Annotated in this window: 27 protein-coding genes; 18 read left to right on the forward strand and 9 right to left on the reverse strand. The window is 70.0% G+C overall.

Annotation, left to right across the window (positions count from 1 at the left end):
• Positions 1 to 206: 206 nt before the first annotated feature.
• Both dcd and ACF09E_RS23440 read left to right on the forward strand, forming a co-directional pair.
• Positions 207 to 782 carry a dCTP deaminase gene (gene dcd / locus ACF09E_RS23435; RefSeq protein WP_017240230.1) on the forward strand — a complete coding sequence of 192 codons (576 nt, stop codon included), beginning with the start codon at positions 207 to 209 and terminating at the stop codon, positions 780 to 782.
• Positions 783 to 795: 13 nt separating this feature from the next.
• Positions 796 to 1,305 (forward strand): phosphoribosyltransferase, encoded by a 510-nt coding sequence (locus ACF09E_RS23440; protein WP_392206858.1) that lies wholly within the window; start codon positions 796 to 798, stop codon positions 1,303 to 1,305.
• 1,067 nt (positions 1,306 to 2,372) lie between these two features.
• Here the strand turns inward: ACF09E_RS23440 and ACF09E_RS23445 are convergent.
• Together ACF09E_RS23445 and ACF09E_RS23450 are read right to left on the reverse strand one after the other, a co-directional pair.
• A complete protein-coding gene (locus tag ACF09E_RS23445) occupies positions 2,373 to 3,065 on the reverse strand; it encodes an HAD family hydrolase (RefSeq protein WP_392206859.1) in 693 nt (230 codons plus the stop codon).
• On the reverse strand, positions 3,052 to 3,918 hold the full coding sequence (locus tag ACF09E_RS23450) for a GntR family transcriptional regulator (protein ID WP_392206860.1): 867 nt from the start codon (positions 3,916 to 3,918) through the stop codon (positions 3,052 to 3,054). The genes ACF09E_RS23445 and ACF09E_RS23450 overlap by 14 nt, the downstream gene beginning before the upstream one ends.
• A gap of 151 nt (positions 3,919 to 4,069) precedes the next feature.
• On the opposite strand from ACF09E_RS23450, the gene ACF09E_RS23455 reads away from it, so the two are divergent.
• The 9 genes from ACF09E_RS23455 to repSA all read left to right on the forward strand — a co-directional run bounded on the left by ACF09E_RS23455 (position 4,070) and on the right by repSA (position 9,466).
• Positions 4,070 to 4,402, forward strand: a complete 333-nt coding sequence (locus tag ACF09E_RS23455; RefSeq protein ID WP_392206861.1) for a hypothetical protein — start codon at positions 4,070 to 4,072, stop codon at positions 4,400 to 4,402.
• Between the two features lie 2 nt (positions 4,403 to 4,404).
• Entirely contained in the window at positions 4,405 to 5,754 is a 1,350-nt protein-coding gene (locus ACF09E_RS23460) for an FtsK/SpoIIIE domain-containing protein (RefSeq protein WP_392206862.1), read from the forward strand.
• A 77-nt stretch (positions 5,755 to 5,831) separates the two neighbouring features.
• Positions 5,832 to 6,524 carry a DUF2637 domain-containing protein gene (locus tag ACF09E_RS23465; protein WP_392206863.1) on the forward strand — a complete coding sequence of 231 codons (693 nt, stop codon included), beginning with the start codon at positions 5,832 to 5,834 and terminating at the stop codon, positions 6,522 to 6,524.
• Between the two features lie 20 nt (positions 6,525 to 6,544).
• On the forward strand, positions 6,545 to 6,733 hold the full coding sequence (locus ACF09E_RS23470) for a mobile element transfer protein (protein WP_392206864.1): 189 nt from the start codon (positions 6,545 to 6,547) through the stop codon (positions 6,731 to 6,733).
• A gap of 19 nt (positions 6,734 to 6,752) precedes the next feature.
• Positions 6,753 to 6,908 (forward strand): hypothetical protein, encoded by a 156-nt coding sequence (locus ACF09E_RS23475; protein WP_341624572.1) that lies wholly within the window; start codon positions 6,753 to 6,755, stop codon positions 6,906 to 6,908.
• An 11-nt stretch (positions 6,909 to 6,919) separates the two neighbouring features.
• The gene (locus tag ACF09E_RS23480; protein WP_392206865.1) at positions 6,920 to 7,231 is read left to right on the forward strand and encodes a SpdD-like protein; all 312 of its coding nucleotides are present in this window, start codon (positions 6,920 to 6,922) and stop codon (positions 7,229 to 7,231) included.
• A 5-nt stretch (positions 7,232 to 7,236) separates the two neighbouring features.
• The gene (locus ACF09E_RS23485) at positions 7,237 to 7,788 is read left to right on the forward strand and encodes a GGDEF domain-containing protein (protein ID WP_392206866.1); all 552 of its coding nucleotides are present in this window, start codon (positions 7,237 to 7,239) and stop codon (positions 7,786 to 7,788) included.
• Positions 7,789 to 7,880: 92 nt separating this feature from the next.
• A complete protein-coding gene (locus ACF09E_RS23490; protein WP_392206867.1) occupies positions 7,881 to 8,060 on the forward strand; it encodes a hypothetical protein in 180 nt (59 codons plus the stop codon).
• Between the two features lie 5 nt (positions 8,061 to 8,065).
• Positions 8,066 to 9,466 carry a replication initiator protein RepSA gene (gene repSA / locus ACF09E_RS23495; RefSeq protein WP_392206868.1) on the forward strand — a complete coding sequence of 467 codons (1,401 nt, stop codon included), beginning with the start codon at positions 8,066 to 8,068 and terminating at the stop codon, positions 9,464 to 9,466.
• 123 nt (positions 9,467 to 9,589) lie between these two features.
• Here the strand turns inward: repSA and ACF09E_RS23500 are convergent, their stop codons facing one another.
• Positions 9,590 to 11,023, reverse strand: a complete 1,434-nt coding sequence (locus ACF09E_RS23500) for a recombinase family protein (RefSeq protein WP_392206869.1) — start codon at positions 11,021 to 11,023, stop codon at positions 9,590 to 9,592.
• A 210-nt stretch (positions 11,024 to 11,233) separates the two neighbouring features.
• Entirely contained in the window at positions 11,234 to 12,127 is an 894-nt protein-coding gene (locus ACF09E_RS23505) for a Yip1 family protein (RefSeq protein WP_392206870.1), read from the reverse strand.
• Positions 12,128 to 12,363: 236 nt separating this feature from the next.
• Here ACF09E_RS23505 and ACF09E_RS23510 point away from each other — a divergent pair, with 236 nt between their 5' ends.
• Positions 12,364 to 13,212 (forward strand): hypothetical protein, encoded by an 849-nt coding sequence (locus ACF09E_RS23510; RefSeq protein ID WP_392206871.1) that lies wholly within the window; start codon positions 12,364 to 12,366, stop codon positions 13,210 to 13,212.
• Between the two features lie 92 nt (positions 13,213 to 13,304).
• Here the strand turns inward: ACF09E_RS23510 and ACF09E_RS23515 are convergent, their stop codons facing one another.
• Together ACF09E_RS23515 and ACF09E_RS23520 are read right to left on the reverse strand one after the other, a co-directional pair.
• Positions 13,305 to 15,581, reverse strand: a complete 2,277-nt coding sequence (locus ACF09E_RS23515; RefSeq protein WP_392206872.1) for a (Fe-S)-binding protein — start codon at positions 15,579 to 15,581, stop codon at positions 13,305 to 13,307.
• A 129-nt stretch (positions 15,582 to 15,710) separates the two neighbouring features.
• On the reverse strand, positions 15,711 to 16,199 hold the full coding sequence (locus tag ACF09E_RS23520; protein ID WP_361849680.1) for a sugar transferase: 489 nt from the start codon (positions 16,197 to 16,199) through the stop codon (positions 15,711 to 15,713).
• 254 nt (positions 16,200 to 16,453) lie between these two features.
• Between ACF09E_RS23520 and dnaK the strand changes: the two genes are divergently transcribed.
• The 4 genes from dnaK to ACF09E_RS23540 are packed head-to-tail and all read left to right on the forward strand — an operon-like array spanning position 16,454 to position 20,632.
• Positions 16,454 to 18,301, forward strand: a complete 1,848-nt coding sequence (gene dnaK / locus ACF09E_RS23525; RefSeq protein WP_388801709.1) for a molecular chaperone DnaK — start codon at positions 16,454 to 16,456, stop codon at positions 18,299 to 18,301.
• Positions 18,301 to 18,945 carry a nucleotide exchange factor GrpE gene (grpE, locus tag ACF09E_RS23530; RefSeq protein ID WP_361849676.1) on the forward strand — a complete coding sequence of 215 codons (645 nt, stop codon included), beginning with the start codon at positions 18,301 to 18,303 and terminating at the stop codon, positions 18,943 to 18,945. The genes dnaK and grpE overlap by 1 nt, the downstream gene beginning before the upstream one ends.
• Before the next feature lie 57 nt (positions 18,946 to 19,002).
• Complete coding sequence (gene dnaJ / locus ACF09E_RS23535; protein WP_361849674.1) at positions 19,003 to 20,184, forward strand: molecular chaperone DnaJ; 1,182 nt, start codon at positions 19,003 to 19,005, stop codon at positions 20,182 to 20,184.
• 4 nt (positions 20,185 to 20,188) lie between these two features.
• Positions 20,189 to 20,632 (forward strand): heat shock protein transcriptional repressor HspR, encoded by a 444-nt coding sequence (locus ACF09E_RS23540; RefSeq protein ID WP_015034631.1) that lies wholly within the window; start codon positions 20,189 to 20,191, stop codon positions 20,630 to 20,632.
• 88 nt (positions 20,633 to 20,720) lie between these two features.
• Here the strand turns inward: ACF09E_RS23540 and ACF09E_RS23545 are convergent, their stop codons facing one another.
• Positions 20,721 to 21,194: a hypothetical protein gene (locus ACF09E_RS23545; protein WP_392206873.1), complete on the reverse strand. Its 474-nt coding sequence runs from the start codon at positions 21,192 to 21,194 to the stop codon at positions 20,721 to 20,723.
• A 43-nt stretch (positions 21,195 to 21,237) separates the two neighbouring features.
• Positions 21,238 to 22,242, reverse strand: a complete 1,005-nt coding sequence (locus ACF09E_RS23550; RefSeq protein WP_361856302.1) for a helix-turn-helix transcriptional regulator — start codon at positions 22,240 to 22,242, stop codon at positions 21,238 to 21,240.
• Positions 22,243 to 22,609: 367 nt separating this feature from the next.
• Between ACF09E_RS23550 and ACF09E_RS23555 the strand changes: the two genes are divergently transcribed.
• Positions 22,610 to 22,930, forward strand: a complete 321-nt coding sequence (locus ACF09E_RS23555) for a hypothetical protein (RefSeq protein ID WP_030323603.1) — start codon at positions 22,610 to 22,612, stop codon at positions 22,928 to 22,930.
• Between the two features lie 113 nt (positions 22,931 to 23,043).
• On the opposite strand, the gene ACF09E_RS23560 is transcribed toward ACF09E_RS23555, so the two are convergent.
• Entirely contained in the window at positions 23,044 to 23,448 is a 405-nt protein-coding gene (locus ACF09E_RS23560) for a pyridoxamine 5'-phosphate oxidase family protein (RefSeq protein ID WP_392206874.1), read from the reverse strand.
• Positions 23,449 to 23,570: 122 nt separating this feature from the next.
• Here ACF09E_RS23560 and clpB point away from each other — a divergent pair, with 122 nt between their 5' ends.
• On the forward strand, positions 23,571 to 26,162 hold the full coding sequence (gene clpB, locus ACF09E_RS23565; RefSeq protein WP_392206875.1) for an ATP-dependent chaperone ClpB: 2,592 nt from the start codon (positions 23,571 to 23,573) through the stop codon (positions 26,160 to 26,162).
• Positions 26,163 to 26,212: the final 50 nt, after the last annotated feature.

The raw sequence follows: 26,212 nt of genomic DNA on the forward strand, positions 1-26,212 counted from the left end.
CCGAAGGGCATGTGTTCAGTACCGCCTCGTTCCCGCTGCAGCAGCTCGGGGCCGGGCGGATCGGGCCGGGGCGGCTCATCCGGTGTCCGCGGTGTGCGCGGCTGCGGCACGCGGTACCGGTGGAGACCGGACGGCGCTGACCGGCGCCCGGGGCGCGGACGCCTGCCGATTGGGGCAGGTCCGCGCCCTCTGCGTATCGTGGGGGCGTGCTTCTCTCAGACAAGGACATCCGGGCCGAGATCGACGCCGGCCGGGTGCGCATCGACCCGTACGACGAATCCATGGTGCAGCCCTCGAGCATCGACGTGCGGCTCGACCGCTTCTTCCGGGTGTTCGAGAACCACCGCTACCCCCACATCGACCCCGCCGTCGAGCAGCTCGACCTGACCCGTGAGGTCGAGCCGGAGGGTGACGAGGCCTTCATCCTCCACCCCGGCGAGTTCGTGCTCGCCTCGACCTACGAGGTCATCACCCTCCCGGACGACATCGCGTCCCGTCTGGAGGGGAAGAGCTCCCTCGGGCGGCTCGGGCTCGTGACGCACTCGACCGCCGGTTTCATCGACCCGGGCTTCTCCGGGCACGTGACCCTGGAGCTGTCGAACCTCGCCACGCTGCCGATCAAGCTCTGGCCCGGTATGAAGATCGGGCAGCTGTGCATGTTCCGGCTGAGCTCGCCCGCCGAGTTCCCGTACGGGAGCGAGCGGTACGGCTCCCGGTACCAGGGCCAGCGGGGGCCGACGGCCTCCCGGTCCTTCATGAACTTCCATCGGACCCAGGTGTGAGGCGGTCGCAGGCATGAGTGAAGTACGCGAGAACCTGACGTACGAGGGATTCGGGCGGGCCGTCCGCGAGCTGGCGCAGACCATCGCCGACGACGGCTACGAGCCCGACATCGTGCTCTCCATCGCCCGGGGCGGCGTCTTCGTCGCCGGCGGCCTGGCCTACGCCCTGGACTGCAAGAACATCCACCTCGTGAACGTGGAGTTCTACACCGGCGTGGGCACCACCCTGGAGATGCCGGTCATGCTGGCGCCCGTCCCCGACGCAATCGACTTCAGCGACAAGAAGGTGCTGATCACCGACGACGTCGCCGACACCGGCAAGACCCTCAAGCTCGTCCACGACTTCTGCGTGGACCACGTCGCCGAGGTCCGCTCCGCCGTCGTCTACGAGAAGTCCCACTCCCTCGTGAAGTGCGAGTACGTGTGGAAGAAGACCGACGAGTGGATCAACTTCCCCTGGTCGGTCTTGCCTCCAGTAAGTAGGTCTGGTGAGGCGCCCAAGGCCAACAGGGAGGCTCTGTAGGTGAGTCGTGGGGCCGGGTACGTTCGCAGTGCCCGGCTGTTGTCACTCCCAACCGATATGCTTCTGCCGTCCACTTCCGGTCCATCTCGCTTCGGACCAAAGGGCCGAAGATCTTCGCTGTGCGAAGGTTGCACGACCGACAGGATGCGGACATGGCAGATCTGCGGAAGCCCGAGGATCAAGGAGAGCAGGACCGCGAACCGAGGAGAGGGCCTACCAAGGCTGAGATCCTCGTCGCAGTGCTCTCCGCGATCGCGGCGGTCGCAGGCTGTGTGGAGCAGCTGACGCGGTAGCGCGTCAAACGGAGGGCGGTGAACCGGACGATGTGGCGGGGCAGCAAAGCGGGCCCGGCCGTTGCGAAGTCGGCCGGACCCGCTTAACGACTCCACGCATGAGCCTGGCCCTGGTCTCCACACCGGGGTCAGGCTCCTCTGCTTGGAGCCAGTCTTCTGACCTGGTGTTTCTTGGCGATCTCAGTGAAAGTGTGAAAGCCAATTTCCTAGGTCTATAGCCCAGACTATAGCTTCCGGCCCTAGGTGGTACTAGCTGGTCCTGGCTGGCCCCGCCCCTCCTTGACCCACTCAGGTGATGCTGGCCGGCCTCCCCTGCCACATTCCTCCCCAGAGCTCCCATCCCGTCTGCCGTCGACCCACAACACCGTGGAGCAGGCGCGGTGCCGGGCGTCCAGGTGGAGCGCCCCACTGGACGAACGACCTGGACGCCCGGTGCCGTGTCTGCTCGGCTCTGCCTGGGTCGACGACAGACGGGATGGGAGCTCCCCACCTCCACACCCCACCGGCCGGTACCCGCGTACGGTCCCCTCCCATCCCGGAGTCGGAGCGCCCCCGCCGGAGGCATCGTTTTGAGCTGCACCCTCGTACCGCCTCGACCGCGTGGTGGTTCGTAACCCATCAACCCGAGCTGTCAGGCGTGCGGCCGGCGGCCGGGCTGGAGCGGGGCGGAGACAGGAGCGCAGGCCCGGGTGACGGGCCGCGCGCGCCGCGCTGTGCGCGGCGGGTGCCTTGATGAGGTAGAGAAACCTGTAACAGCTCCCCTTGGCCCTGCGACTACTCCGTGGTGAGTGCGTCGGCGATGGCCTGCATGTCCTCGGTGACGACATCGGCCTGCGCCTCGGTGAACTGGTCTACCTTGTGCGGCTTGTTGGCGTAGCCGATGACCGTTGCGCCTGCTGCGTGGGCTGCCTGGATGTCCGTGAGCGAGTCGCCAATCAAGGTGCAGCTCGTGACGTCGATGTGCATCTGCTCGGCTGCCGTGATGAGCGGGAACGGGTTCGGCTTCATCAGGTGCGGCTGCTCGGAGGGTCGACCCACAATCTTCGTGACGTACTCCTCCAGGCCGTGAAGCTCGAGGAAGACCCGCACGCACTCTGCGGAGTTGTTGCTCACCACGGCTACGCCTCGACCCGCCGATCGGGCTGCCTGGAGTGCTGCGGCTGCTCCTGGCGTCGGCTGGCCTGCCACGGCAACGGCTCGGACCTCGGCGGCCGTGAGAGCTTGCTCGATCATCTGGCCCAGTTCGGTGTCGGCCTCATGCGCGATGCGCAGGACCTCGATGGGGTCGTCCGTCTGAGAGGCCTTCGTGCCCGCGGCTTCATCCTCAGCTGAGAGGAGAGCGGTCAGCTCCCGCGCGATCTCGGGCGCCGGCAGCCCCGCGAACACGTCGCACACGGGTCCGTCGAAGTCGAAGAGGATGACTCGGGCGTTTGCCAGGGTCTCGGCGAGCGGTTCAGCGTGCGTCAAGGTCGAAGTCCCTTCCGATGGTCTCCCAGACGCTGTCGAACCACATCCGGGCCTGCTGGACCTGCTGGGCTCCGCCCGAGGACTCGCCGTCGTTGATCGAGTGATGGAAGAGGACAGTGTCTTTGCCCACGAGGTCGTAGATCTCGATCGTCTCGCCCTGGGCGACGACCTTGTTGGGGCGGATCGGGTAGTACCCGAAGAACGCGTCCTCGTTGTTCACTACGTAGAGCTTGAAGAACTGCGTTCCGCTGTGGACACGGACGCTGATCCTGGTCTCGGCGACCAGGCCGAGGTGCTCCAGCTCGGTGATGGCGTCCCGGATGCTGCGGGTGTAGCCGACCATGATGTCGTGCATGCGGTCGCGGAGCCGCTTGTCGTCGGCGCCGTCCTCCATGCGCACCGGCGCGGCCTGCGGCACGGACATGTCCGGGACGAGTATCCGCATGGTGATGCTCGACGGGGTGAGCCTGCCGATCCGGATCTTGTCGAGCGGCTCCTGAAGGGCCCCGTGCAGGGTCTCGCTGGAGAATCCGGCGAAGTCGATGGTGACGTGGTCCTTGGCGAAAGCCTGCTCCACGTACGGCCGCAGTCCCGCCGGCCTTTCGGTCCGGTTGCGCACGTAGACGCCGCTGCCCTTGCGGGAGACCACGAGCCCATCGTCTTCGAGGTCCCGTAGCGCCCGCTGGATCGTGGCCCGCGCGAACCCAAACAGCTCCGTCAGTTCCTTGTGGGACGGGAGCTTCTCGCCCGGCGCCAGCCGCCTCGTTCGGATGGCCGCGCTGAGGCTGCTGGCCACCTGCTCATAGGGGGAACGCTCGTCGTCTGGGTCGAGGGGTTCGGGGACAAAGGTCATGAGTCGATCGTAGGCGACCGGGCTAGGTCAGGACAGTCATGGCAGTCACGTCGTTGACATGGCTAGCCATCTCCCCTAACTTCGAGATGTGACCAACCGGGTTAGCCAAGTTGGTCATCTAGCCCCTTCCTGCTTCTCGAAGGAGAAAGCCATGCCGTCGTTCAAGGTGGACACGTCTACTGCCGTGGTGTTCGTGGCCACGGCTCCCATGCCGAAGCTCGTGAGCAAGCAGACCGGTGAGCGCGCGATGGACCGGGAGACCGGTGCCGGGCTGTCCACGGTGGGCCTGCTGATCTCGGACGAGGGGGAGGGCAACCTCTACCAGGTGACCGTCCCGGAGACCGGTCTCCCCGACGGGCTCGCGCCGGGCATGCCGGTCTCGGTCATCGGCCTCAAGGCCCGCGACTGGGAGAACACGTTCAACGGCCAGACCCGTCACGGCATCTCGTTCCGCGCGGTCGCGGTCACCCCGGTCGGGGTCTGACGATGACGGATCTGTCGACGTTATGGGAGGTCGGCCTCCCGCTCGCCGGGGCCGGTGGCGGCCTCGGGTACGCGAAGGTCCGTGCGCCGCGTGTGTTCTGGTCGCTGGCGGGTCTACCGGTGGCCACCGTGCGGTTCGCGGTGACGTACCGGTCGACGATGGACGTGTGCGGGCTGACGGTTCAGCCGTCCCGCCTGCGGGCGTTCATGGTCCGTAACGTCGCCCGCCGCCCCGACGTCCAGCCGGTTGCGCCGAAGGTCCGCCGGGTGCGGGCCTCCTCGACCGGCCTGCGGGTCACCCTCCGCCTTCCGGCCGGTCTGGAGCCTGCCGACGTGATGGCGGCCTCCGAGCGGCTGCGGCACGCCTGGGGCGTCCACTCCGTCCACGTGACGGAGACCAAGCCGGGGTTCGTCGAACTGAGGATGACCGGCTACAACGTCCTGCGGCAGGTGAAGATGCCCCGGAGCATCCCGGTCGGCCCGATGTCCGTGCCGGTCGCGTTGCGGGAGGACGGCACCGCGTTCGTCCGCGACTACCTCAAGGTCCCGCACGCGCTGACCCTCGGGGCGAATCAGTCGGGCAAGTCGATGTATCAGCGCAACCTGATCGCAGGACTCGCCCGGCTCCGGGTCGCCCTGGTCGGTATCGACTGCAAGCGGGGTGTCGAGCAGCAGCGATACGCGCCCCGCCTGTCCGGGCTCGCGATCACGCCCGAGGAAGCGTCGGGGCTGTTGGACGCGCTGGTGGAGGAGATGGAGGACCGGTTCGACCTGCTGAGCGACCACGGCGCCGCCGACGTGTGGGAACTCCCTGATGCCGTCCGCCCTGTGCCGGTCGTGCTCCTGGTGGACGAGGTAGCGGAGTTGTTCCTCGTGGCGACGAAGAAGGATGAGGAACGGCGGGACCGGATGGTCACGCAGTTGATCCGGCTTGGGCAGATGGCTCGCGCGGCCGGCATGTTCCTGGAGGTGTGCGGGCAGCGGTTCGGCTCCGACCTCGGCAAGGGCGCCACCGCACTGCGGGCCCAGCTCACCGGACGCGTAGTGCACCGGGTCAACGACAAGCAGACCGCCGAAATGGGCCTGGGCGACATCGCCCCGGACGCGGTCGTCGCCGTGACGTCGATCCCGCCCGACCTGCCCGGCCTCGCAGTGGCCGGTGACACCTCCGGCGGCTGGTCCCGCATCCGCACCCCCGAGCTGAGCGCATCCGAAGCGGCCGCTATCTGCGCCGAGCACGCGCACCTCACCCCGGACGTCCCGCGCCTCCATTCGTACAAACCTGCGATCCCCGCCCCTGTCGGCCTTTCCGGGCCTGCCCCCCTGGTGAAGCCGATCCCGGCGACGAGCTGACACCTGTATTCCCTCGGTTGGCGTGACCGTCTTACGCCAGGTCCCTACCCGACCCATGCCTGAAAGGAGGTGACCTCGTGTTCCGTGCCCTCCGCCTCGACCCTGTACTCATCCAGGCCGTCATCGCCGGTGCCCTGTCCTTCGCCCACCTGCACGACCTGGCGGCTGCGGCCGGGCAGGACGGATGGAAGGCCTGGGCCTACCCGGTCTCCGTCGACCTGCTGCTGGTCGCTGCCTGGCGCCGGATGCGCAAGAACAGCGGCAACCGCGATGCCTGGCTCTGGTTCGCCATCGCCCTCATCGCATCGCTCGGCGCGAACGTCGCCACTGCCGGACTCCTTGACATGAACGACGTCCCCGACTGGCTGCGGATCCTCGTTGCCGGATGGCCCGCCCTCGCCTTCCTCGGCGGCACCCTCCTCGCCCACGCACCCACCCCCGAGCCCGAAGTGGCCTCGGATCCCGCAGCCGAGCCTGACCACGAAGCCGCCGTACAGGACCTGGTCGTGGAGCGTGTCCCGGAACCGGCTCCCGAACTGCCGCCGGCCGAACCTGCCTCGCAGGAACCGCCGTCGACACCCGAGACCATGCCGGAGCCCGCCACCCCGGCGCCTGCGGCATCCGTGCCTCCCGCGCTGCTCGACCACGCCCGGAAGATCGCGGACGCCCATCACGCCCAGACCGGTGCCCCGATCGACGCGGTCACCCTCCGCGCCCGCCTCGGCATCCCGGCACCGCTGGCCGACTCCATCGCCCTCCAACTCGCCTGACCAGACAGGAGGTAAGACCCATGCGCCCGAACCGCTTCCAGCACGTGATCCGCATCGGTCCGGTGCAGGTCGGCACCCATCGCGACGGCCGGGGCCGGACCAAGCACACCGCCGTGTGCACCGCCCCGCGCTGCGACTTCTCCGCCGACTACAACACCCGCGCCGCCGCCGAACTCGCCGCCCGCACCCACCGCTGCAACCCCCGCTGACCCGAAGGAGACCCGTCTCGTGGACGTCCCGCTCTGGCTCGCCCTGATCGTCGTCGGCGGCCTCGGCATCAAGCTCATCCGCCCGCCCTGGTGGCTCGTCGCCGTCCTCCTCCTTGGCGGCTACCTCCTCGCCGACAGCCTCCTCGCCCCCGTCATCGACACCACGATCAAGTAGGGAGAACCGCCATGCTCCAGCCCCGCATCCCGGTCAACCCGCTCCCCACCGGTCACACCATCCCGCTCACCCAGCCCACCCCCTTGACCGACACCGAGCCGACCCAGACCACCGGCCCGGTTCCGGTCGCCCCGGCCCGGACCACGGTCCAGCTCACCCCGGGCAGCGCGCTCGCCCTCGCCGCCGGCGGTGGCGCCGTCGTCCTGGTCGTCGGCACGGTCCTGGTCTCCATGCTCCTCGCGGTCGCCATCACCGGCGTGTCCGTCGCCTTGATCGCCGTCGTCCTGCGCCTGGTCGTCCGCGACATGCAGAAGGGCCGGTGACCCCCGTGGACACGCAGACGATCGCCGCGGCTGGCTTACCCGCCCTCGGCTGGGCCCTGCACGGCGGTCTGCTCTGGCGCCGCCTGGCCACCGCCCGCCGCGACCCCCTCACCGGCCTCCACACCCGCTCGGGGTGGACCACCCGCGCCGAGCACATGCTGGCCAAGCATGCGAACGCGCTCGTGCTCCTGGTCGACCTGGACGACTTCAAGGCCATCAACGACACCCACGGCCACGCCGCCGGAGACGCCGTCCTCACCGCCACCGCGGAGCGTCTGGCCGAGTGGTGCGGACGTCACGGGATCGCCGCCCGCCTCGGCGGAGACGAGTTCGCGGCCGTCGTCACCGACCCCGGCCACACCGCCGGCCTCTACGCCCTCCGGATCACCCTCGACGAGCCGGTCCACCACCACGGTCACGTCCTGCCGGTCTCGGCCTCCGTCGGCCGCTGCCACCGCGACCAGCTCCCGGTCCCGACCCTCACCGACGCTCTCTCGGCCGCCGACGCGGCGATGTACGCATCCAAGGGCCACGGCAGGCGCAACAACTCACGCTAAGCGGCCCCCGGAGCGGCCTCTGTCGCCAAACTTCCGCCGCCCCGGGCGCCTTCAACCCCTCCCAGATCCAACGGACCCGAAAGGGAAGCCTCATGATGCCCCAGACCCCGCCCGTCCGCGTCTGCTCCCACTGCGACGGCTTCCCCGTCGTCCACATCACCACCGGCATCACGCCGGACGGGCAGCGCCGCACCCTCGCCGCCACCTGCCCCGCCTGCAAGGGCACCGGCACCCGCACCGCCCCGGCCGCCCTCGCCCGCGTGGGGAAGTGACCGCGTTGACCGACTCCGCCACTGCGGCGGGCCTGGACCCGGCCACCCTGAGCGATCTGCTCCGGCTGGCCGGGTCTCCCGGCTTCGACCGCCTCACCGAACAGCTCCGCCGCACCGGCGGCTGCACCGCCCCCATCCGCCTCACCGGCGGCACCAAGCTTCTCGATCCCGCCACCAAGACCGTGCTCCACGCCTACAACACCGACGCCGAACCCGGCGGAGTCCTTCGCGTCGCCTGCGGCAACCGACGCGCCTCCCGCTGCCCCTCTTGCGCCTGGACCTACGCAGGCGACACCTACCACCTGATCCGTGCTGGACTCGTTGGCAACCTGGACAAGGGCACCCCGGAGACGATTCGCGATCACCCCCGGGTCTTCGCCACCCTCACCGCCCCCTCCTTCGGCCCGGTCCACAACCGGCCCGGCGCCCGGTCCTGCCGCTGCGGGACCCTGCACCAGGAGGACGCGCCCGAACTCGGCACCCCGCTCGACCCGGCCACGTACGACTACGCGGGCGCCGTCCTCTGGAACAACCACGCCTCCGAGCTGTGGCGGTACTTCACGATCTACCTGCGCCGGGAGATTGCCGCCCGCGCCGGCCTCACCCAGAAAGCCGCCCGCGAACAGTCCCGCGTCTCCTTCGGCAAGGTCGCCGAGTACCAGAAACGCGGCGCCGTCCACTTCCACGCCGTCATCCGCTTCGACGGCCCTGACGGACCGCATACCCCGCCCCCGGCCTGGGCCACCCTCGACCTCCTCACCGACGCCATCCACGCCGCCGCTGCCCGCGTCCAAGTGGTTGTCCCGGCGGCCCCCGCGTACGGCGTCGGCCAGGAGCTCACGCTCACGTGGGGCACCCAGCTCGATGTGCAGCCCATCGGCGCCTTCGGCCAGGGCGAGGACCTCACCGAACAGGCCGTCGCCGCCTACGTCGCCAAGTACGCCACCAAAGCCGCCGAGACGACCGGCTCTGTGGACCACCGCATCGGCAACAAGGAAGCCCTGATCCTCCTCAACGTCCCCGACCACCCCCGGCGCCTGATGGAAGCCTGCATGGACCTCGATCCGGCCTACCCCGACCGGCGCTTGCGCGCCTGGGCTCACATGCTCGGGTTCCGCGGCCACTTCTCCACCAAATCCCGCGCCTACTCCACCACCCTCGGCGCCTTACGCCAGGTCCGCGCCGAGTACCGCGCAGCACAGCAACGCACCGCCCTCGGCCTGCCCGACCCCGACGACGACCCGGAGTCCACCCTCCTCGTCGTCGCCCACTGGACCTACGCCGGCCACGGCACCACCCCCGGGGAGTCCTGGCTCGCCGCCAACATCCGCCGCGACATCCAGCACAACCGCGAGATCGCCCGGGAAGGCTGTGAAGGGGGAGAGTCGGATGCCACCGAGTGCTGACCCCAAGGAGCGTCCCAAGGTCATGTCCACCGAAGAGTGGCTGCGGAAGCACCTGCGGCGGGCACCCGTTCGGGATGAGGAGTGGGTGCGCCGTGCTCGCCTGCTCCAGGGGCGCCCGTAGGGCTACCGCCAGACAGGTTCGATCAGCGAGGGATTAAAGATCCGACTGCCTCGGCCCGCTGGATGGACCATCACGGCTGTGAGGCTGTGCAACACGATCTCCTGCTGACGCTCGACTGGAAGATCGAAGAATTCGGTCAACGACAGCTCACTCGCCCCGTCTTGGGCCTCGGCCTGCCTCTGCTTCTTGAAGAATCGCGCCCGTGCCAACGTGAGTTCGTCGCGCTCCCGCTCCTTCGCGGGGAGGAGCTGGAGCAGGGTGGACACGCTGATCTGCTTGGACTTCTCCGCATCCAAGAGCTGGCCAATGTCCGTCCGGACTGCTTCCAACTCCGCTTCCCCCGGCCACTGCTGATCGATCGGGACTCCTCGCGCGGCCGCCTTCTCGCGCTGCTCTTCGAGGACGAGTTCCGCGATCAGCTTGTCCACGGGCTCACCAGTACGCCCGACCTTGCCGCATCCGCCGTTGACCACCGAGCACTGATACGTGAACTTGGCGGCCTTCGAACCGGGCTTCCATCGGGCGTTGACCTGTCCCCGGATCTTGGTCTTGCACAGGCCGCAGCGCGCGATGCCTGAGAGCAGGTACTTCCGGGCCAGGGACTTTCCCGGCCTCTGCTGCTTCCGCTCGGCGATGGTCGCGCACACCGCCTCCCACTCCGCGATGGTGTTGATCGGCTCCCACTCGCCCTTGACGGGCTCCCCGTCATCGCCGGTCAGGACCTCGCCGTGGTAGGTCCGGTAGCCGACCAATCGCGGGTTGGTCAGGATGTGCTCGACGTGGTGGTGAGCCATGCGCTTCGTGCCCATGCGAGGGTTGCCCAGCCCCTGTTCCTGCCAGCGGGTGCGGATCGTGCCGATGCGAACCCCGGCCAAGATCTCCTGTTGAGCTTCGCGAATCGCTCGCGCGGCATCCGGGTCGACCTTCGTCCGTTCGTCCTTGCGCCAACCGTACGGCGCCGGCCCCCCGCTGTCCTTGCCCTGCTGGGCCAACTCCAGGTGCTTGCGCTTCGTGCGGCGAGACGCGTCGTGCGACGCCTTGTTGGCGAACGCAACCATGATCCGTGCCATCGTCCGCCCGTCCGGCGTCCCGAGGTTCACGTCGTTGGTGACGGTGGCGAACTCCGACTTCGGCCGCTCGTCGAAGATCTCGATGAGCCGCTCCAGGTCGCGCGGTTGTCGGGCAAGCCGGTCCAGGTCGTACGCGACGACGCCGTCGATCAGGCCGACACGCAGGTCTTTCAGTATCAGCTCGAACTCGTCGCGCACGACGTTCCGCTTGAACGCTGAGACGTCGTTGTCCTCGTAGACCTTCACAACCTGCCATGACCTGAGGTCGGCCAGTCGCTCGCAGTCCTGCTGCTGCCGGGCAACCCCGAGCGCGTCACCCTCGTCGTCCCGAGAGATTCGGGTGTAGATCCCCACCTTGCGCGCCACGATGTACGTGCCTCCCCCTGCGTCTTAGAGCACAGCAAGGCTACTACCGTCATTGAGTCAAGTAAGCCTGGTCGGTCGAGCCGCCCGTCGTCAAGCGCGAGGGCCAGGTCCTCGACGCCTGACCCCGTGCGGCCCGCGCGCCGCGCCCGTACGCGAGGAGGCCCCCACCGCACCCGGTGGGGGCCTCCTCGCGTTCCGTGGGCCCGGCCGTCAGAGCGTGCCGAGCTTGATCAGGCTCAGCAGGGCCACCAGCTGGATCGCCGACGCGCCGAGCGCCTTCGGCCACGGCAGGTCGTGCGAGCGGCTCACCATCATCGTGAAGAGCGCCCCGGCCGCCAGCCAGGTCAGCCAGCCGATCACCTGCACCAGGCCGTTCTCGCCGCCCAGGAAGAGCGCGAAGACGAGCCGCGGCGCGTCCGTGATCGACATGATCAGCATGGACAGGCCGACCGTCGGCTGCCACGCCCCGTCGCCGCCCAGCTGGCGCGCCAGCGTGTGCGTCACCGAGCCCAGGATCAGTCCGCCGACGACGAAGCCGAGGGCCGTCATCAGGACGTACGGGATGGCCGTCGACAGGGTCGCGTTGATCGCCTCGTCGCGCGCCTTGTCGAAGCCGAAGATCGCGAGGAGCCCGTAGAGGAAGGTGACGATCAGCGCGGGGCCCCACACGGCGTGGTCGCGCATCCGGAGGAACGTGTCCGCCGGACGCAGCACGATGCCGCTCAGGAGCGCCTTCCAGGGCAGCCGGGGGCCCGTGGGGACGGGCGCGGCACCGGCGTGGTGGGTCGCGGCGTCGCCGTACGGGTAGGGGTCGTCGACGCTGAACATCTGGGTGTGGCCCGGGTTGTTCGCCGTCGCCGCGTGCGGGTGCTGCGGCTGGCCGTAGGGGTCGCCGAAGTACTCGGGCTCGCCGTAGGGCTGCTGCCCCTGGTGCCCGTGGGGTCCTTGGCGTCCCTGCTGCCCCTGCTGCCCTTGCGGTGGCTGCTGTTGCCACTGCTGCTGCGGGTGCGGCGGCGGGGCCGCGTTGTACCCGTACGGCGCCTGCTGCGGTTGATTGTGCGGGGGGCGGTTGTCCCGGCCGCGTCCGTTCCTGAATCCAGCCACGTCGTCGAACGTACCCGCTTCCGCCGTCCGGGCGCTCCCCGGACCGGTCCTTGCCACTGAGCTGTGACATCCCCTAGGGGGCCCGCCGGGGGTGTCGCGCCGGTCGGGCCGGGCCCCGCGCGGTGTGACACGGCCGGCGGACAGACGCGCGGTCACTGTTACAAATCCGACGTATCGCCTCAATGTCGGACTCGTAGCTTCGGAGACGTCAGCGAGTCGAGCAAGGAGTCCCTCCGATGCGTGTCACCCGTCGTTCCGCCCGTACCGCAGCCGTCGCCACCGGGGCCGTCGCCGCCCTCCTCCTGCCGGCCGCGGGAGCCTTCGCCGCCGGCCCCGCCCCCGACGGGCCCGCCGCGGACGCGACCCCCGCCGCCACCGCCGGGACCGGTGCCGCCTCGGCCGACGCCGCCTCGGCCGACGCCGCCTCGGCCGGCGGCGACCAGTCGGTCTTCTGGCGGAACGTCGACCTCGCCGACGGTTCGCTCGCGCGGGTCTACCAGGACGGCCCGGGCCGCTTCTCCGCCGAGGTCTACGCCGGCGGCTCCCTGATCGACACCCTCGTCAGCACCGGCGGCAGGCCCGCGTACGGGCAGCACAACGGCCTCCACGTCGTCCTCCGGCCCGACGGCACCGTCCGCTCCTGGATCGAGACCGCGCCGAAGCCGGACCCGACGCCCACGCCGAAGCCCACCCCCAAGCCGGACCCGAAGCCCACCCCCAAGCCGGACCCGAAGCCCGCTCCCAAGCCCGCGCCGGACCAGCGGAAGCACACGGCGCGGCAGGCCGACGCCAGGGGCGTGCTCCCCGACGCCAAGGTCACCCTCCCCGCCGGGGACGTCGCCCGGTTCTTCACCGGCACGGGCCGCCCCCACGTCGAGCTCACCGGGAAGGACGGCCGCCGCCTCGGCACCCTCGACGCCGGACACCCGACCGCCGTCCACCACGGCTGGACGTACCGGCTCGTCGACGACGGCCGGCACCACTACCGGCTCGCCGCGATCGACACCCCCCGCCAGGGCGCCGGCAGCTGGGTCTACGACCTCCGGGGCAGCCTCGTCGGGAAGTACGTCGCCACGAAGGCCTGACCGGGCCGGCCCGACGCACGACGCCCCGCACACGGAGAGGGCCGCCCCGCGCTTCACGCGCGGGGCGGCCCTCTCTCACGCACCGGGTGGTGCTACTTCGCCGGCTCCGGCTCCGGCTTCTCGGCGGGCTCCGGCTCCGGGTCCACCGGGGTCTTCACCGACTCCAGGAGCAGCTGCGCCACGTCGACGACCGTCACGGACTCCTTGGCCTTGCCGTCGTTCTTCTTGCCGTTGACCGAGTCGGTCAGCATGACCAGGCAGAACGGGCAGGCGGTGGAGACGATGTCCGGGTTGAGGGACAGGGCCTCCTCGACGCGCTCGTTGTTGATGCGCTTGCCGATGCGCTCCTCCATCCACATCCGGGCACCGCCGGCGCCGCAGCAGAAGCCGCGCTCCTTGTGGCGGTGCATCTCCTGCTGGCGCAGGCCGGGGACGGCGGACATGATCTCGCGCGGCGGCGTGTAGACCTTGTTGTGACGGCCCAGGTAGCACGGGTCGTGGTAGGTGATGAGGCCCTCGACCGGGGTCACCGGGACCAGCCTGCCCTCGTCGATGAGGTGCTGGAGCAGCTGGGTGTGGTGGATGACCTCGTACTCGCCGCCGAGCTGCGGGTACTCGTTGGCGATGGTGTTGAAGCAGTGCGGGCAGGTGGAGACGATCTTCTTCGCCGACTTGGGCTTCTTCGTCGACTCGTCCACGCCCCCGTCCTCGTCGAGGGACTCGCCGAACGCCATGTTCAGCATCGCGACGTTCTCCTGCGCGAGCTGCTGGAACAGCGGCTCGTTGCCGAGGCGGCGGGGGGAGTCACCGGTGCACTTCTCGTCGCCGCCCATGATCGCGAACTTGACGCCCGCCATGTGCAGGAGCTCCGCGAAGGCCTTGGTGGTCTTCTTGGCCCGGTCCTCCAGGGCGCCGGCGCAGCCGACCCAGTACAGGTAGTCGAACTCGGAGAGGTCCTCGACGTCCTTCCCGACGATCGGGACCTCGAAGTCGACCTCCTTGGTCCACTCGACGCGCTGCTTCTTGGCCAGGCCCCAGGGGTTGCCCTTCTTCTCCAGGTTCTTGAGCATCGTGCCCGCCTCGGACGGGAACGCGGACTCGATCATGACCTGGTAGCGGCGCATGTCGACGATGTGGTCGATGTGCTCGATGTCGACCGGGCACTGCTCGACGCAGGCGCCGCAGGTGGTGCAGGACCACAGGACGTCGGGGTCGATGACGCCGTTCTCCTCGGCGGTGCCGATGAGGGGGCGCTCGGCCTCGGCGATCGCGGCGGCGGGGACGTCCTTGAGCTGCTCCTCGGTCGCCTTCTCGTTGCCCTCCATGTCCTTGCCGCCACCGGCGAGCAGGTACGGCGCCTTGGCGTGCGCGTGGTCGCGCAGCGACATGATGAGGAGCTTGGGGGAGAGGGGCTTGCCGGTGTTCCAGGCGGGGCACTGCGACTGGCAGCGGCCGCACTCGGTGCAGGTGGAGAAGTCGAGGATGCCCTTCCAGGAGAACTGCTCGACCTGGGAGACGCCGAAGACGGCGTCCTCGGCCGGGTCCTCCCAGTCGATCTCCTTGCCGGCCGTCGTCATCGGCTGGAGCGCGCCGAGGGCGGTGGAGCCGTCGGCGTTCCGCTTGAACCAGATGTTCGGGAAGCCGAGGAAGCGGTGCCAGGCGACGCCCATGTTGGTGTTGAGCGAGACGACGATCATCCAGATGAACGAGGTGCTGATCTTCACCATGGCGGTGAAGTAGATGAGCGTCTGGAGGGTCGGGACGCTCAGGCCCTTGAAGGCCAGGACCAGGGGGTACGAGGCGAAGTACGCGGCCTCGTAGTGCTCGACGTGGTGGATCGCGCCTTCGAGGCCGCGCAGCACGTAGATGGCGAGGCCGATGGTGAGGATGACGTACTCGACGAAGTACGCCTGGCCCGCCTTGGAGCCGGCGAAGCGGGACTTGCGTCCGGCCCGGCCCGGGAGGCTCAGCAGGCGGATGACGATCAGCACGGCGATGCCGAGGATGGTCATCACGCCGATGAACTCGATGTACAGCTCGAACGGGAGGAAGCCGCCGATGACCGGCAGCGTCCAGTCGGCCTGGAAGAGCTGGCCGAAGGCCTGGGCCAGGGTGGGCGGCAGGGTGAGGAAGCCGACGGCGACGAACCAGTGGGCGAAGCCGACGATGCCCCAGCGGTTCATGCGCGTGTGGCCGAGGAACTCCCGGACGAGCGTCACGCTGCGCTGGTACGGGTTGTCGGTACGGCTCCCGGCCGGGACCGGCTGTCCGAGCTTGAAGTACGAGACGAACTGGCCGACGGCGCGAGCGAGCAGGGCAACGCCGACCACGGTCAGCGTCAGCGACACAATGATCGCGGCGAGTTGCATGACGGGCTCCTCGGGCGGGCCCGCTCAGTGCCTGAGCCGAGCCTACTAAGCGGTAACTTATCTAGTCCGTGCTGAGATTACCCGTTCGGGGCCTCGTGATGCAGCGGCGCTCGCGGTGATCTGTGTCGCTCAGGCAAACCTTGCCGCGCGCCGTCTGCGGACTGCTGGAAGCGTACGCGCCAGGATCCGCAGGTCCATCCCCAGCCAGTGGTGGTCCACGTAGTGGAGGTCGAGCAGCTCCCGCTCCTCCCACGGGAGGTCCGAGCGTCCGCTGATCTGCCAGGGTCCGGTGAGCCCCGGGCGGACGGAGAGCCGGCGGCGCCCCTCGCCCGCGCACTCGCGGTGCGACGGCGACAGGGGGCAGGGCCCGACGAGCGACATCCGCCCCTCGACGACGTGCAGCAGCAGGGGCAGGGCGGCCAGTGGGCCGCGGGTGCGGAAGGTCAGCATCGTGAAGGGGTGCCCCTCCAGGCCGGCCACCGTGCGCCGGCGCAGCACGCCCCGGCCCGGGGTCGCCGAGCCGAGGGCGACCGAGAGGGCGACGGCGGCGAGGAGCGGGGAGAGCGCGAGCAGGAGGGCGAGCCCGCCCATGAGGTCGAACGTGCGCTTGGCCGTCATTCCCACACCCTTCCGAGGGACCGTGTGAGCATCATGGGATATTCGTGGGATATGCCTGCTTTGCCCGGCAAGGGGCATCCGGACTCTCTCACGCGCTCCCCGTCCCGACCCGGGATCGACGCGCCCCCGCCCCCGTATGAGTGAGATAAAGGGCGAGAAATTGAGCCCCCTCCGCTCAGGTCTGTTGACGCGATCGGCGTCGTCGTGCATCCTTGAGTCAGATCCACTCAAGTACGTCAGCTGGAGGAATCGAAATGGCACGTGCGGTCGGCATCGACCTGGGCACGACTAACTCCGTCGTCAGCGTTCTGGAAGGCGGCGAGCCCACCGTCATCACCAACGCCGAGGGCGCCAGGACCACGCCGTCCGTCGTCGCCTTCGCGAAGAACGGCGAGGTGCTCGTCGGCGAGGTGGCCAAGCGTCAGGCCGTCACCAACGTCGACAGGACCATCCGGTCGGTCAAGCGCCACATGGGCACCGACTGGAAGATCGAGATCGACGGCAAGAACTTCAACCCGCAGCAGATGAGCGCCTTCATCCTGCAGAAGCTCAAGCGCGACGCCGAGGCCTACCTGGGCGAGAAGGTCGTCGACGCGGTCATCACCGTGCCGGCGTACTTCAACGACTCGGAGCGCCAGGCCACCAAGGAGGCCGGTGAGATCGCGGGCCTCAACGTCCTGCGCATCGTCAACGAGCCCACCGCGGCCGCCCTCGCGTACGGCCTCGACAAGGACGACCAGACGATCCTCGTCTTCGACCTCGGTGGCGGCACCTTCGACGTGTCCCTCCTGGAGATCGGCGACGGCGTCGTCGAGGTGAAGGCCACCAACGGTGACAACCACCTCGGTGGCGACGACTGGGACCAGCGCGTCGTCGACTACCTGGTGACGCAGTTCCAGAACGGCCACGGCGTGGACCTGGCCAAGGACAAGATGGCTCTCCAGCGTCTCCGCGAGGCCGCGGAGAAGGCGAAGATCGAGCTCTCGTCCTCGACCGAGACCTCCATCAACCTGCCGTACATCACGGCCTCCGCCGAGGGCCCGCTGCACCTGGACGAGAAGCTCACCCGGGCCCAGTTCCAGCAGCTGACCTCGGACCTGCTCGACCGCTGCAAGGTGCCGTTCCACAACGTCATCAAGGACGCGGGGATCAACCTCTCCGAGATCGACCACGTCGTCCTCGTCGGCGGTTCGACCCGTATGCCGGCCGTCGCCGAGCTCGTCAAGGAGCTGACCGGCGGTCAGGACGCCAACAAGGGCGTCAACCCGGACGAGGTCGTCGCCATCGGCGCCGCGCTCCAGGCCGGTGTCCTCAAGGGTGAGGTCAAGGACGTCCTGCTCCTCGACGTGACCCCGCTGTCCCTCGGCATCGAGACCAAGGGCGGCATCATGACCAAGCTCATCGAGCGCAACACCACGATCCCGACCAAGCGGTCCGAGATCTTCACGACGGCCGAGGACAACCAGCCGTCCGTGCAGATCCAGGTCTACCAGGGCGAGCGCGAGATCGCGGCGTACAACAAGAAGCTCGGCATGTTCGAGCTGACCGGTCTGCCGCCGGCGCCCCGCGGCGTCCCGCAGATCGAGGTCGCCTTCGACATCGACGCCAACGGCATCATGCACGTGACCGCGAAGGACCTCGGCACGGGCAAGGAGCAGAAGATGACCGTCACCGGCGGCTCCTCGCTGCCGAAGGACGAGGTCGACCGCATGCGCCAGGAGGCCGAGCAGTACGCGGACGAGGACCACCGCCGCCGCGAGGCCGCCGAGTCCCGCAACCAGGGCGAGCAGCTCGTCTACCAGACGGAGAAGTTCCTCAAGGACAACGAGGACAAGGTCCCCGGCGACGTCAAGGCCGAGGTCGAGGCCGCGCTCGGCGAGCTGAAGGAGAAGCTCAAGGGCGAGGACACCGCCGAGATCCGCACCGCCACCGAGAAGGTCGCGGCCGTCTCGCAGAAGCTCGGCCAGGCGCTCTACGCCGACGCCCAGGGCGCGCAGGCCGCGGGCGGCGACGCCGGCGCCGGCCAGCAGGCCCCGGCCGACGACGACGTCGTCGACGCCGAGATCGTCGACGAGGACAAGCCGAAGGGCGGCGCTGCCTGATGTCGGAGGAGACCCCGGGCTTCGAGGAGAAGCCCGAAGTCCCCGCCGACGGCACGCCCGAGGAGCCCGAGACCGCCGCCTCCGCCGACAAGGCGGAGGGGGCGGCCCCGGCCGGGGACACGACTGACGTGGCTCTGCTGGCGCAGCTGGACCAGGCCCGCAAGGCGCTCGAGGAGCGCACCGCGGACCTCCAGCGGCTCCAGGCCGAGTACCAGAACTACCGCCGCCGCGTGGAGCGGGACCGGGTCACGGTCAAGGAGATCGCCGTCGCGAGCCTCCTGAGCGACCTGCTCCCGGTGCTCGACGACGTCGGCCGGGCCCGGGACCACGGCGAGCTCGTGGGCGGGTTCAAGTCGGTGGCCGAATCGCTGGAGACCGTCGTCGCCAAGATGGGTCTGCAGCAGTTCGGCAAGGAGGGCGAGCCCTTCGACCCGACGATCCACGAGGCCCTGATGCACTCGTACGCGCCGGACGTCACCGAGACGACGTGCGTGGCGATCCTGCAGCCGGGGTACCGGATCGGCGAGCGGACCATCCGGCCCGCCCGCGTGGCCGTCGCCGAGCCCCAGCCGGGCGCGGCACCGGCCAAGGACGACGCGAAGTCGTCCACGGACGAGGAGAGCGGTGCCCCCGAGGAGGGGTAGCGCGACCGGCCGCACAGCGGTGACAGACCCCGGAGCAGTCCGGAAGGAGGGACGTCGATGAGCACGAAGGACTTCGTCGAGAAGGACTACTACAAGGTTCTCGGCGTCCCCAAGGACGCCACCGAGGCCGAGATCAAGAAGGCGTACCGGAAGCTCGCCCGCGAGAACCACCCGGACGCCAACAAGAACGACGCCAAGGCCGAGGAGCGCTTCAAGGAGATCTCCGAGGCGAACGACATCCTCGGCGACCCCAAGAAGCGCAAGGAGTACGACGAGGCCCGCGCCCTCTTCGGGAACGGCGGCTTCCGGGCCGGCGGTCCCGGGGCGGGCGGCTCGTTCAACTTCGACCTGGGCGACCTCTTCGGAGGCACCCAGGGCGGCGCGGGCGGGGGCTTCGGCGGCGGTGGCGGCGGCATCGGGGACGTCTTCGGCGGCCTGTTCAACCGCGGCGGCGGCGCGGGTGCCCGCACCCAGCCCCGGCGCGGCCAGGACATCGAGTCCGAGGTGACGCTCAGCTTCACCGAGGCCATCGAGGGCGCGACCGTACCGCTGCGGATGTCCAGCCAGCAGCCGTGCACGGCGTGTTCGGGCACCGGCGACAAGAACGGCACCCCCCGGGTGTGCCCGACCTGCGTCGGCACCGGACAGGTCTCGCGCGGCAGCGGCGGCGGCTTCTCGCTCACCGACCCCTGCGTGGACTGCAAGGGCCGCGGCCTGATCGCCGAGAACCCCTGCGAGGTCTGCAAGGGCAGCGGCCGGGCCAAGTCCTCCCGCACCATGCAGGTCCGCATCCCGGCCGGTGTCTCCGACAACCAGAAGATCCGGCTGCGCGGCAAGGGGGCGCCGGGCGAGCGCGGCGGGCAGAACGGCGACCTGTACGTCGTGGTGCACGTCGACTCCCACCCGGTGTTCGGCCGCAAGGACGACAACCTCACCGTCACGGTGCCGGTCTCCTTCACGGAGGCGGCGCTCGGCGGCGAGATCAAGGTGCCGACCCTCGGCGGCCCCGCGGTCACCCTCAAGCTGCCCGCGGGCACGCCCAACGGCCGGACCATGCGCGCCCGCGGCAAGGGCGCGGTCCGCAAGGACGGCACCCGCGGCGACCTCCTCGTGACGGTCGAGGTCGCGGTGCCGAAGGAGCTGGACGACAAGGCACGGGACGCCCTGGAGACCTATCGCGAGGCGACCGCCTCCGACGATCCGCGGGCGGAGCTGTTCCAGGCAGCGAAGGGAGCGTGACCCGGTGGACGGGCGCCGACGCAATCCGTACGAGCTGACCGACGAGTCGCCGGTGTACGTCATCTCGGTGGCGGCCCAGCTCTCCGGTCTGCATCCGCAGACCCTCCGTCAGTACGACCGCCTCGGTCTGGTCTCCCCGGACCGCACGGCGGGCCGTGGCCGGCGCTACTCGGCCCGTGACATCGAGCTGCTCCGGCAGGTGCAGCAGCTGTCGCAGGACGAGGGCATCAACCTGGCCGGGATCAAGCGCATCATCGAGCTGGAGAACCAGGTCGCGGCGCTGCAGAGCCGGATCGCGGAGCTGTCGGCGGCCGTCGACGGCGCGGCGGCGGCGATGCGGCAGCGCGAGGCCCAGGTGCACGCCTCGTACCGGCGCGACCTGGTGCCGTACCAGGACGTGCAGCAGGCGAGCGCCCTGGTCGTCTGGCGCCCCAAGCGCGGCGAGTAGCCCCCGGCACCGTCTGAGGCCCCCTCCACAGCCGTGGAGGGGGCCTCAGACGTTCTCGGGGCCTCGCACGAGGACGGCCCCGCCGGGGCTACGGGATGAGCTCCGCCACGATGTCGCCGACGGTCTCCCACCAGGGCGACGCTCCCGTGCCGAACGCGGCGGCGAGGGCGGTGCCGACGGCGTGGTCGAGCGGGGTCGGGGCGGCGGCCGGGTCCCAGTCGGGGTACACCGTGCCGTCCCCCTTGGACTCCAGTGTCCCGAGCGCCTTCCCGTTCCGGGTGAACCGGCTGTCCACGTACGAGCTGGGGACGAGCCGGTAGCGGAGGCCGTCCACGCGGACGTCCACCCGGTAGGAGCGGCGCAGCAGCCGCGCGCGGGCCGGCTTGACGACGGCGGGTTCCCCGGCCACCGTCAGGGCGAGCAGGGCGGGCTTGCGGGTGCCGATCGGCGTATGGGTGTCCGGGCGGGTCCCGGGGGCCCGTACGAGCTCCACGGTGGGCAGGTCGTGCCCGGAGACGCGGAGGGTCCCGGCGGGCCCGTCGAGGTCGATCTGTACGTACACGGTGGTGAGTTGTCCCGTTCGACGCTGGTCAGGTGTCTGGTGGTCAGGTGTCTCCCTCGAGGATGCCCGACTGCGCGATCAGGTAGCCGAGCTGGGCCCGGCTGCCGCTGCCGAGGGCGGCGGCGAGTTTGGCGATGTGGGCGCGGCAGGTGCGCACGTTCATGCCGAGGCGGCGGGCGATGGCCTCGTCCACGTGGCCCTCGACGAGGAGTTTGGCGATCGAGCGCTGGACGCCGCCGATGCCGTCCACGGAGGGGCTGTAGGGGATCTCGTCCTCCCAGGGCACCCCGTGCAGCCAGAACTGGTCGAAGACGCCGACGAGGTACTGCACGAGGCCCTCGTGGCGGAGTTCGAGGGCGACCTGGCGGTCGCTGCGCGCGGGCACGAACGCGACCTTGCGGTCGACGATGATCAGTCGGTCGACGATCTCCTCGAGGGTGCGCAGTTCGAGCCCGTACGGCGCGACGCGTTCGACGTAGGCCAGGGTGGCGGGATGGTGCCGTGCGGTGTGCTGGTAGAGCGTCCGCATCCGGACCCCGCGGTCGAGCAGCGGTTCCATGCGGCGGAGGGCCGCTTCGAGGGTCTCGGGGCGGCGGCCGCTGCCGGGCTGGATGGTGAGGAGTTCCTCGGTGCACTCGTTGATCGCGCGGTCGAGCGCGGCGTTGATGACGCTGAGGCCTTCGAGGACCGTGATGGCCTGGGTGCCGGTGGGGTCCTGGGTGTGGATCGCCATGAACGGCTCGAAAGCGTCCGCGAGGGCCAGCGCGTGCTGGCGCCGGACCTGTATCTCCTGCTCGATGGGGTGCACGAGCTGGTTCAGGGCGATCGAGGGCGGCACGGGACGCAGGCACTCGCTGTCGTCCGGGTCCGGGTGCAGGAGGGAGAGTTCCCTCAGGCAGGGGGCGGCTTCGGCGTCCGCACGGGCTATCCGGCCGGTGCGGAGGGCACTCGCATAGAGCTCCTTGCCCACGTCGCATAGTTCACCGTGACTGTGCTTATGAACGGACTCGTCGCATTCTCGCCTCATTTGCACCCCCCTCAGGGTCATGAATTACAGGAACATGATGCCCGGGTTGGCTGGTGGAAAGGGTCGGGAGTGAGCCATCGTCTTACTCGCGGGGGGGAGGTAGTGATCAAAAGAGGTGGAGATCGGCCATGACCAGGATGGTTCGTGCACTTAGCGCCATAGCCGTTGCGGCGGCTGCTCTCGGCGCACTCGCCGTCGGCGAGCCCTCGTGGGAGAGCACCCCGGCGCACTCCGTGGCAGGGCCGGACGAGCCCTCGTGGGAGAGCACCCCGGCGCACGAGGTGGTCGCGGGACCCGGCGAACCCTCGTGGGAGAGCTCTCCCCGGGACGTCGTGCTCGCTGCTCCTTACGAGCCGTCCTGGGAGATCGGTTCGAGGGGCGCGGGGGCGTGACCGTGCCGCCGGACGACCCCAGGTTCCGCCGGGAGATGGCTTCGGCCTACCGGTCCGGGTGGCACTTCGTCGACCTCGCCACGGCCATCCCCCACCGTGGCGACGCGCTGAAGATCACCCTCTTCGGAGAGCCGATCGTGGTGGCACGGGAGCAGGACGAGGACGTCCGCGCCTACCGCTGCCTCCGCCGTCCCCGCGGCGCCCCACAGCCCATCCGCTGTGCCATCCGGTACGGCATGATCTTCGTCAACCTCGACCAGCGGGACCACCAGCTGATCGAACCCGAGACCATCACCGCCACCCCCCGCAGTGCCTGAGCGATTCCCCCGTCGTTGTAGATCGCTCCGGCACTTCCCCCACACAGCGGCGCCATCGCGGACCTGAAACGCGATGGCGCCGCTGTGCTGCCCCCGTACGGTCGGGGCCTCTCTCAGGCGCGCCCCATCGCCCGGGTCAGGGTGATCTCGACGACCACCCGGTCCGGGTTCTCGGCCGGCGTGCGCCCGTAGCGCTCCGCGTAGCGCGCCACCGCGTCCGCGACCACCTCGGGCTCGGTGCGGATGCGCGCGACGCCCTCCAGGGTGGCCCAGCGCCCCTTGTCGACCTGGCAGACCGCGACCCGCGCGCCCGCGGCGCCCGCCGCCAGCACGTTCGCCACCTTCCGGCTGTGCCGATTGGTGATGACCCGCGCGAGACCGCCCTCGGGGTCGTAGGTGACGCCCACCGCCACGACGTGCGGGGTGCCGTTCGGGCGCGGGGTGGTCAGGGTGCACATGTGGTACTCGCGCCAGAAGCTGAGGTACGAGTCGGAGGGGTTCCTCGGGTCGGTCGCCATGCACGGAACGTACCGGGGGCGGAGCTCCCTCCGACACCTTGAGCGGAATCGACTCAACTTTGTGTACGCTAGAAGAGTCATAAAGGGAGAGGACCCCGAACGATCCAGGAGGAGCACCGCACGTGGACGCCGAACTGACCAACCGGAGCCGGGACGCGATCAACGCGGCCAGCAGCCGCGCCGTGTCCCTCGGGCATGCCGACCTGACCCCCGCGCACCTGCTGCTCGCGCTGCTGACCGGTCAGGACAACGAGAACATCACCGACCTGCTCGCCGCGGTCGAGGCCGACCAGGCGGTCGTGCGGGCCGGCGCGGAGCGGCTGCTCGCCGCCCTGCCCAGCGTCACCGGGTCCACGGTCGCGCCCCCGCAGCCCAGCCGCGAGTTCCTCGCCGTCATCGCCGACGCCGACCGGCAGGCCAAGGAGCTCGGCGACGACTACCTGTCCACCGAGCACCTCCTCGTCGCGATCGCGGCCAAGGGCGGCCAGGCCGGTGAGATCCTCGACGCGCAGGGCGCGAGCGCTTCGAAGCTGCTCGACGCGTTCGAGAAGAGCAGGGGAGGACGCCGGGTGACCACACCCGACCCGGAGGGGCAGTACAAGGCGCTGGAGAAGTTCGGCACGGACTTCACCGCCGCCGCGCGCGAGGGCAAGCTGGACCCGGTCATCGGCCGCGACCACGAGATCCGCCGCGTCGTGCAGGTGCTGTCCCGCCGCACCAAGAACAACCCGGTCCTCATCGGCGAGCCCGGCGTCGGCAAGACCGCCGTCGTCGAGGGCCTCGCGCAGCGGATCGTGAAGGGCGACGTGCCCGAGTCCCTCAAGAACAAGCGGCTGGTCTCGCTCGACCTCGGCGCCATGGTCGCCGGCGCGAAGTACCGCGGCGAGTTCGAGGAGCGGCTGAAGACCGTGCTCTCCGAGATCAAGGCGAGCGACGGCCAGATCATCACCTTCATCGACGAGCTGCACACGGTCGTCGGCGCGGGCGCCGGCGGCGACTCCGCCATGGACGCGGGCAACATGCTCAAGCCCATGCTGGCCCGCGGCGAGCTCCGCATGGTCGGCGCGACCACCCTCGACGAGTACCGCGAGCGGATCGAGAAGGACCCCGCCCTGGAGCGCCGCTTCCAGCAGGTGCTGGTCGCCGAGCCCACCGTCGAGGACACCATCGCGATCCTCCGCGGGCTCAAGGGCCGGTACGAGGCCCACCACAAGGTGCAGATCAACGACTCCGCGCTGGTGGCCGCCGCGACCCTCTCCGACCGCTACATCACCTCCCGCTTCCTCCCCGACAAGGCGATCGACCTCGTCGACGAGGCCGCGAGCCGGCTCCGCATGGAGATCGACTCCTCGCCGGTCGAGATCGACGAGCTCCAGCGCTCGGTCGACCGGCTCCGCATGGAGGAGCTGGCCCTCAAGAACGAGACCGACGCGGGGAGCAGGCAGCGCCTGGAGAAGCTGCGGCGCGACCTCGCCGACCGCGAGGAGGAGCTGCGCGGCCTCACCGCCCGCTGGGAGAAGGAGAAGCAGTCCCTCAACCGGGTGGGCGAGCTCAAGGAGCGCCTGGACGACACCCGCGGCCGCGCCGAGCGCGCCCAGCGGGACGGCGACTTCGACACCGCCTCCAAGCTGCTCTACGGGGAGATCCCGGCCCTGGAGCGGGAGCTGGCGGAGGCGAGCGAGGCCGAGGCGCAGCAGGAGTCCTCGAAGGACACCATGGTCAAGGAGGAGGTCGGGCCCGACGACATCGCGGACGTGGTCGGCTCCTGGACCGGCATCCCGGCGGGCCGCCTCCTGGAGGGCGAGACGCAGAAGCTGCTGCGCATGGAGGACGAGCTCGGCCGGCGCCTGATCGGCCAGTCCGAGGCCGTCCAGGCCGTCTCCGACGCCGTCCGCCGCACCCGCGCGGGCATCGCCGACCCCGACCGCCCCACCGGCTCCTTCCTCTTCCTCGGCCCCACGGGCGTCGGCAAGACGGAGCTGGCGAAGGCGCTCGCGGACTTCCTCTTCGACGACGAGCGGGCCATGATCCGCATCGACATGTCGGAGTACGGCGAGAAGCACAGCGTCGCCCGGCTGGTCGGCGCGCCCCCCGGCTACGTGGGGTACGAGGAGGGCGGCCAGCTCACGGAGGCGGTCCGCCGCCGCCCGTACAGCGTGGTCCTGCTCGACGAGGTGGAGAAGGCGCACCCGGAGGTCTTCGACGTCCTGCTCCAGGTCCTGGACGACGGCCGGCTCACCGACGGGCAGGGCAGGACGGTGGACTTCCGCAACACCATCCTGATCCTGACCTCGAACCTGGGCAGCCAGTACCTGGTCGACCCGGCGACCCCGGCGGACGTGAAGAAGCAGCAGGTCCTGGACGTGGTCCGGGCGAGCTTCAAGCCGGAGTTCCTCAACCGCCTCGACGACCTCGTCGTCTTCTCGGCCCTCGACCGGGCGGAGCTGGGCCGGATCGCCCGGCTCCAGATCGACCGCCTCGCCCGGCGGCTCGCCGACCGGCGGCTCACCCTGGAGGTCTCCCCGGAGGCGCTGGAGTGGCTCGCCGAGGAGGGCAACGACCCGGCGTACGGCGCCCGGCCGCTGCGCCGTCTCATCCAGACGGCGATCGGCGACCGGCTCGCCAGGGAGATCCTCGCGGGCGAGATCCGGGACGGCGACACCGTCCGGGTGGACCGCGTCGAGGACGGCCTGATCGTGGGGGCGGCGCAGTAGCCCGGGGGCGTACGGGGGCGGCGCGCCGTCCCGGTACGCGGTCCGGGACC

It is taken from the genome of Streptomyces sp. NPDC014891 (genome assembly GCF_043081085.1).
Taxonomy (GTDB): Bacteria; Actinomycetota; Actinomycetes; order Streptomycetales; family Streptomycetaceae; genus Streptomyces.

Excerpts from the sequence above, each read along its gene's own strand:
- ACF09E_RS23440 (WP_392206858.1), top strand. The coding sequence starts at position 796 with ATGAGTGAAGTACGCGAGAACCTGACGTACGAGGGATTCGGGCGGGCC.
- ACF09E_RS23450 (WP_392206860.1), bottom strand. The coding sequence starts at position 3,918 with ATGACCTTTGTCCCCGAACCCCTCGACCCAGACGACGAGCGTTCCCCC.
- ACF09E_RS23455 (WP_392206861.1), top strand. The coding sequence starts at position 4,070 with ATGCCGTCGTTCAAGGTGGACACGTCTACTGCCGTGGTGTTCGTGGCC.
- ACF09E_RS23460 (WP_392206862.1), top strand. The coding sequence starts at position 4,405 with ATGACGGATCTGTCGACGTTATGGGAGGTCGGCCTCCCGCTCGCCGGG.
- ACF09E_RS23470 (WP_392206864.1), top strand. The coding sequence starts at position 6,545 with ATGCGCCCGAACCGCTTCCAGCACGTGATCCGCATCGGTCCGGTGCAG.
- ACF09E_RS23480 (WP_392206865.1), top strand. The coding sequence starts at position 6,920 with ATGCTCCAGCCCCGCATCCCGGTCAACCCGCTCCCCACCGGTCACACC.
- ACF09E_RS23490 (WP_392206867.1), top strand. The coding sequence starts at position 7,881 with ATGATGCCCCAGACCCCGCCCGTCCGCGTCTGCTCCCACTGCGACGGC.
- ACF09E_RS23510 (WP_392206871.1), top strand. The coding sequence starts at position 12,364 with ATGCGTGTCACCCGTCGTTCCGCCCGTACCGCAGCCGTCGCCACCGGG.
- ACF09E_RS23515 (WP_392206872.1), bottom strand. The coding sequence starts at position 15,581 with ATGCAACTCGCCGCGATCATTGTGTCGCTGACGCTGACCGTGGTCGGC.
- ACF09E_RS23520 (WP_361849680.1), bottom strand. The coding sequence starts at position 16,199 with ATGACGGCCAAGCGCACGTTCGACCTCATGGGCGGGCTCGCCCTCCTG.
- dnaK (WP_388801709.1), top strand. The coding sequence starts at position 16,454 with ATGGCACGTGCGGTCGGCATCGACCTGGGCACGACTAACTCCGTCGTC.
- grpE (WP_361849676.1), top strand. The coding sequence starts at position 18,301 with ATGTCGGAGGAGACCCCGGGCTTCGAGGAGAAGCCCGAAGTCCCCGCC.
- dnaJ (WP_361849674.1), top strand. The coding sequence starts at position 19,003 with ATGAGCACGAAGGACTTCGTCGAGAAGGACTACTACAAGGTTCTCGGC.
- ACF09E_RS23550 (WP_361856302.1), bottom strand. The coding sequence starts at position 22,242 with ATGACCCTGAGGGGGGTGCAAATGAGGCGAGAATGCGACGAGTCCGTT.
- ACF09E_RS23560 (WP_392206874.1), bottom strand. The coding sequence starts at position 23,448 with ATGGCGACCGACCCGAGGAACCCCTCCGACTCGTACCTCAGCTTCTGG.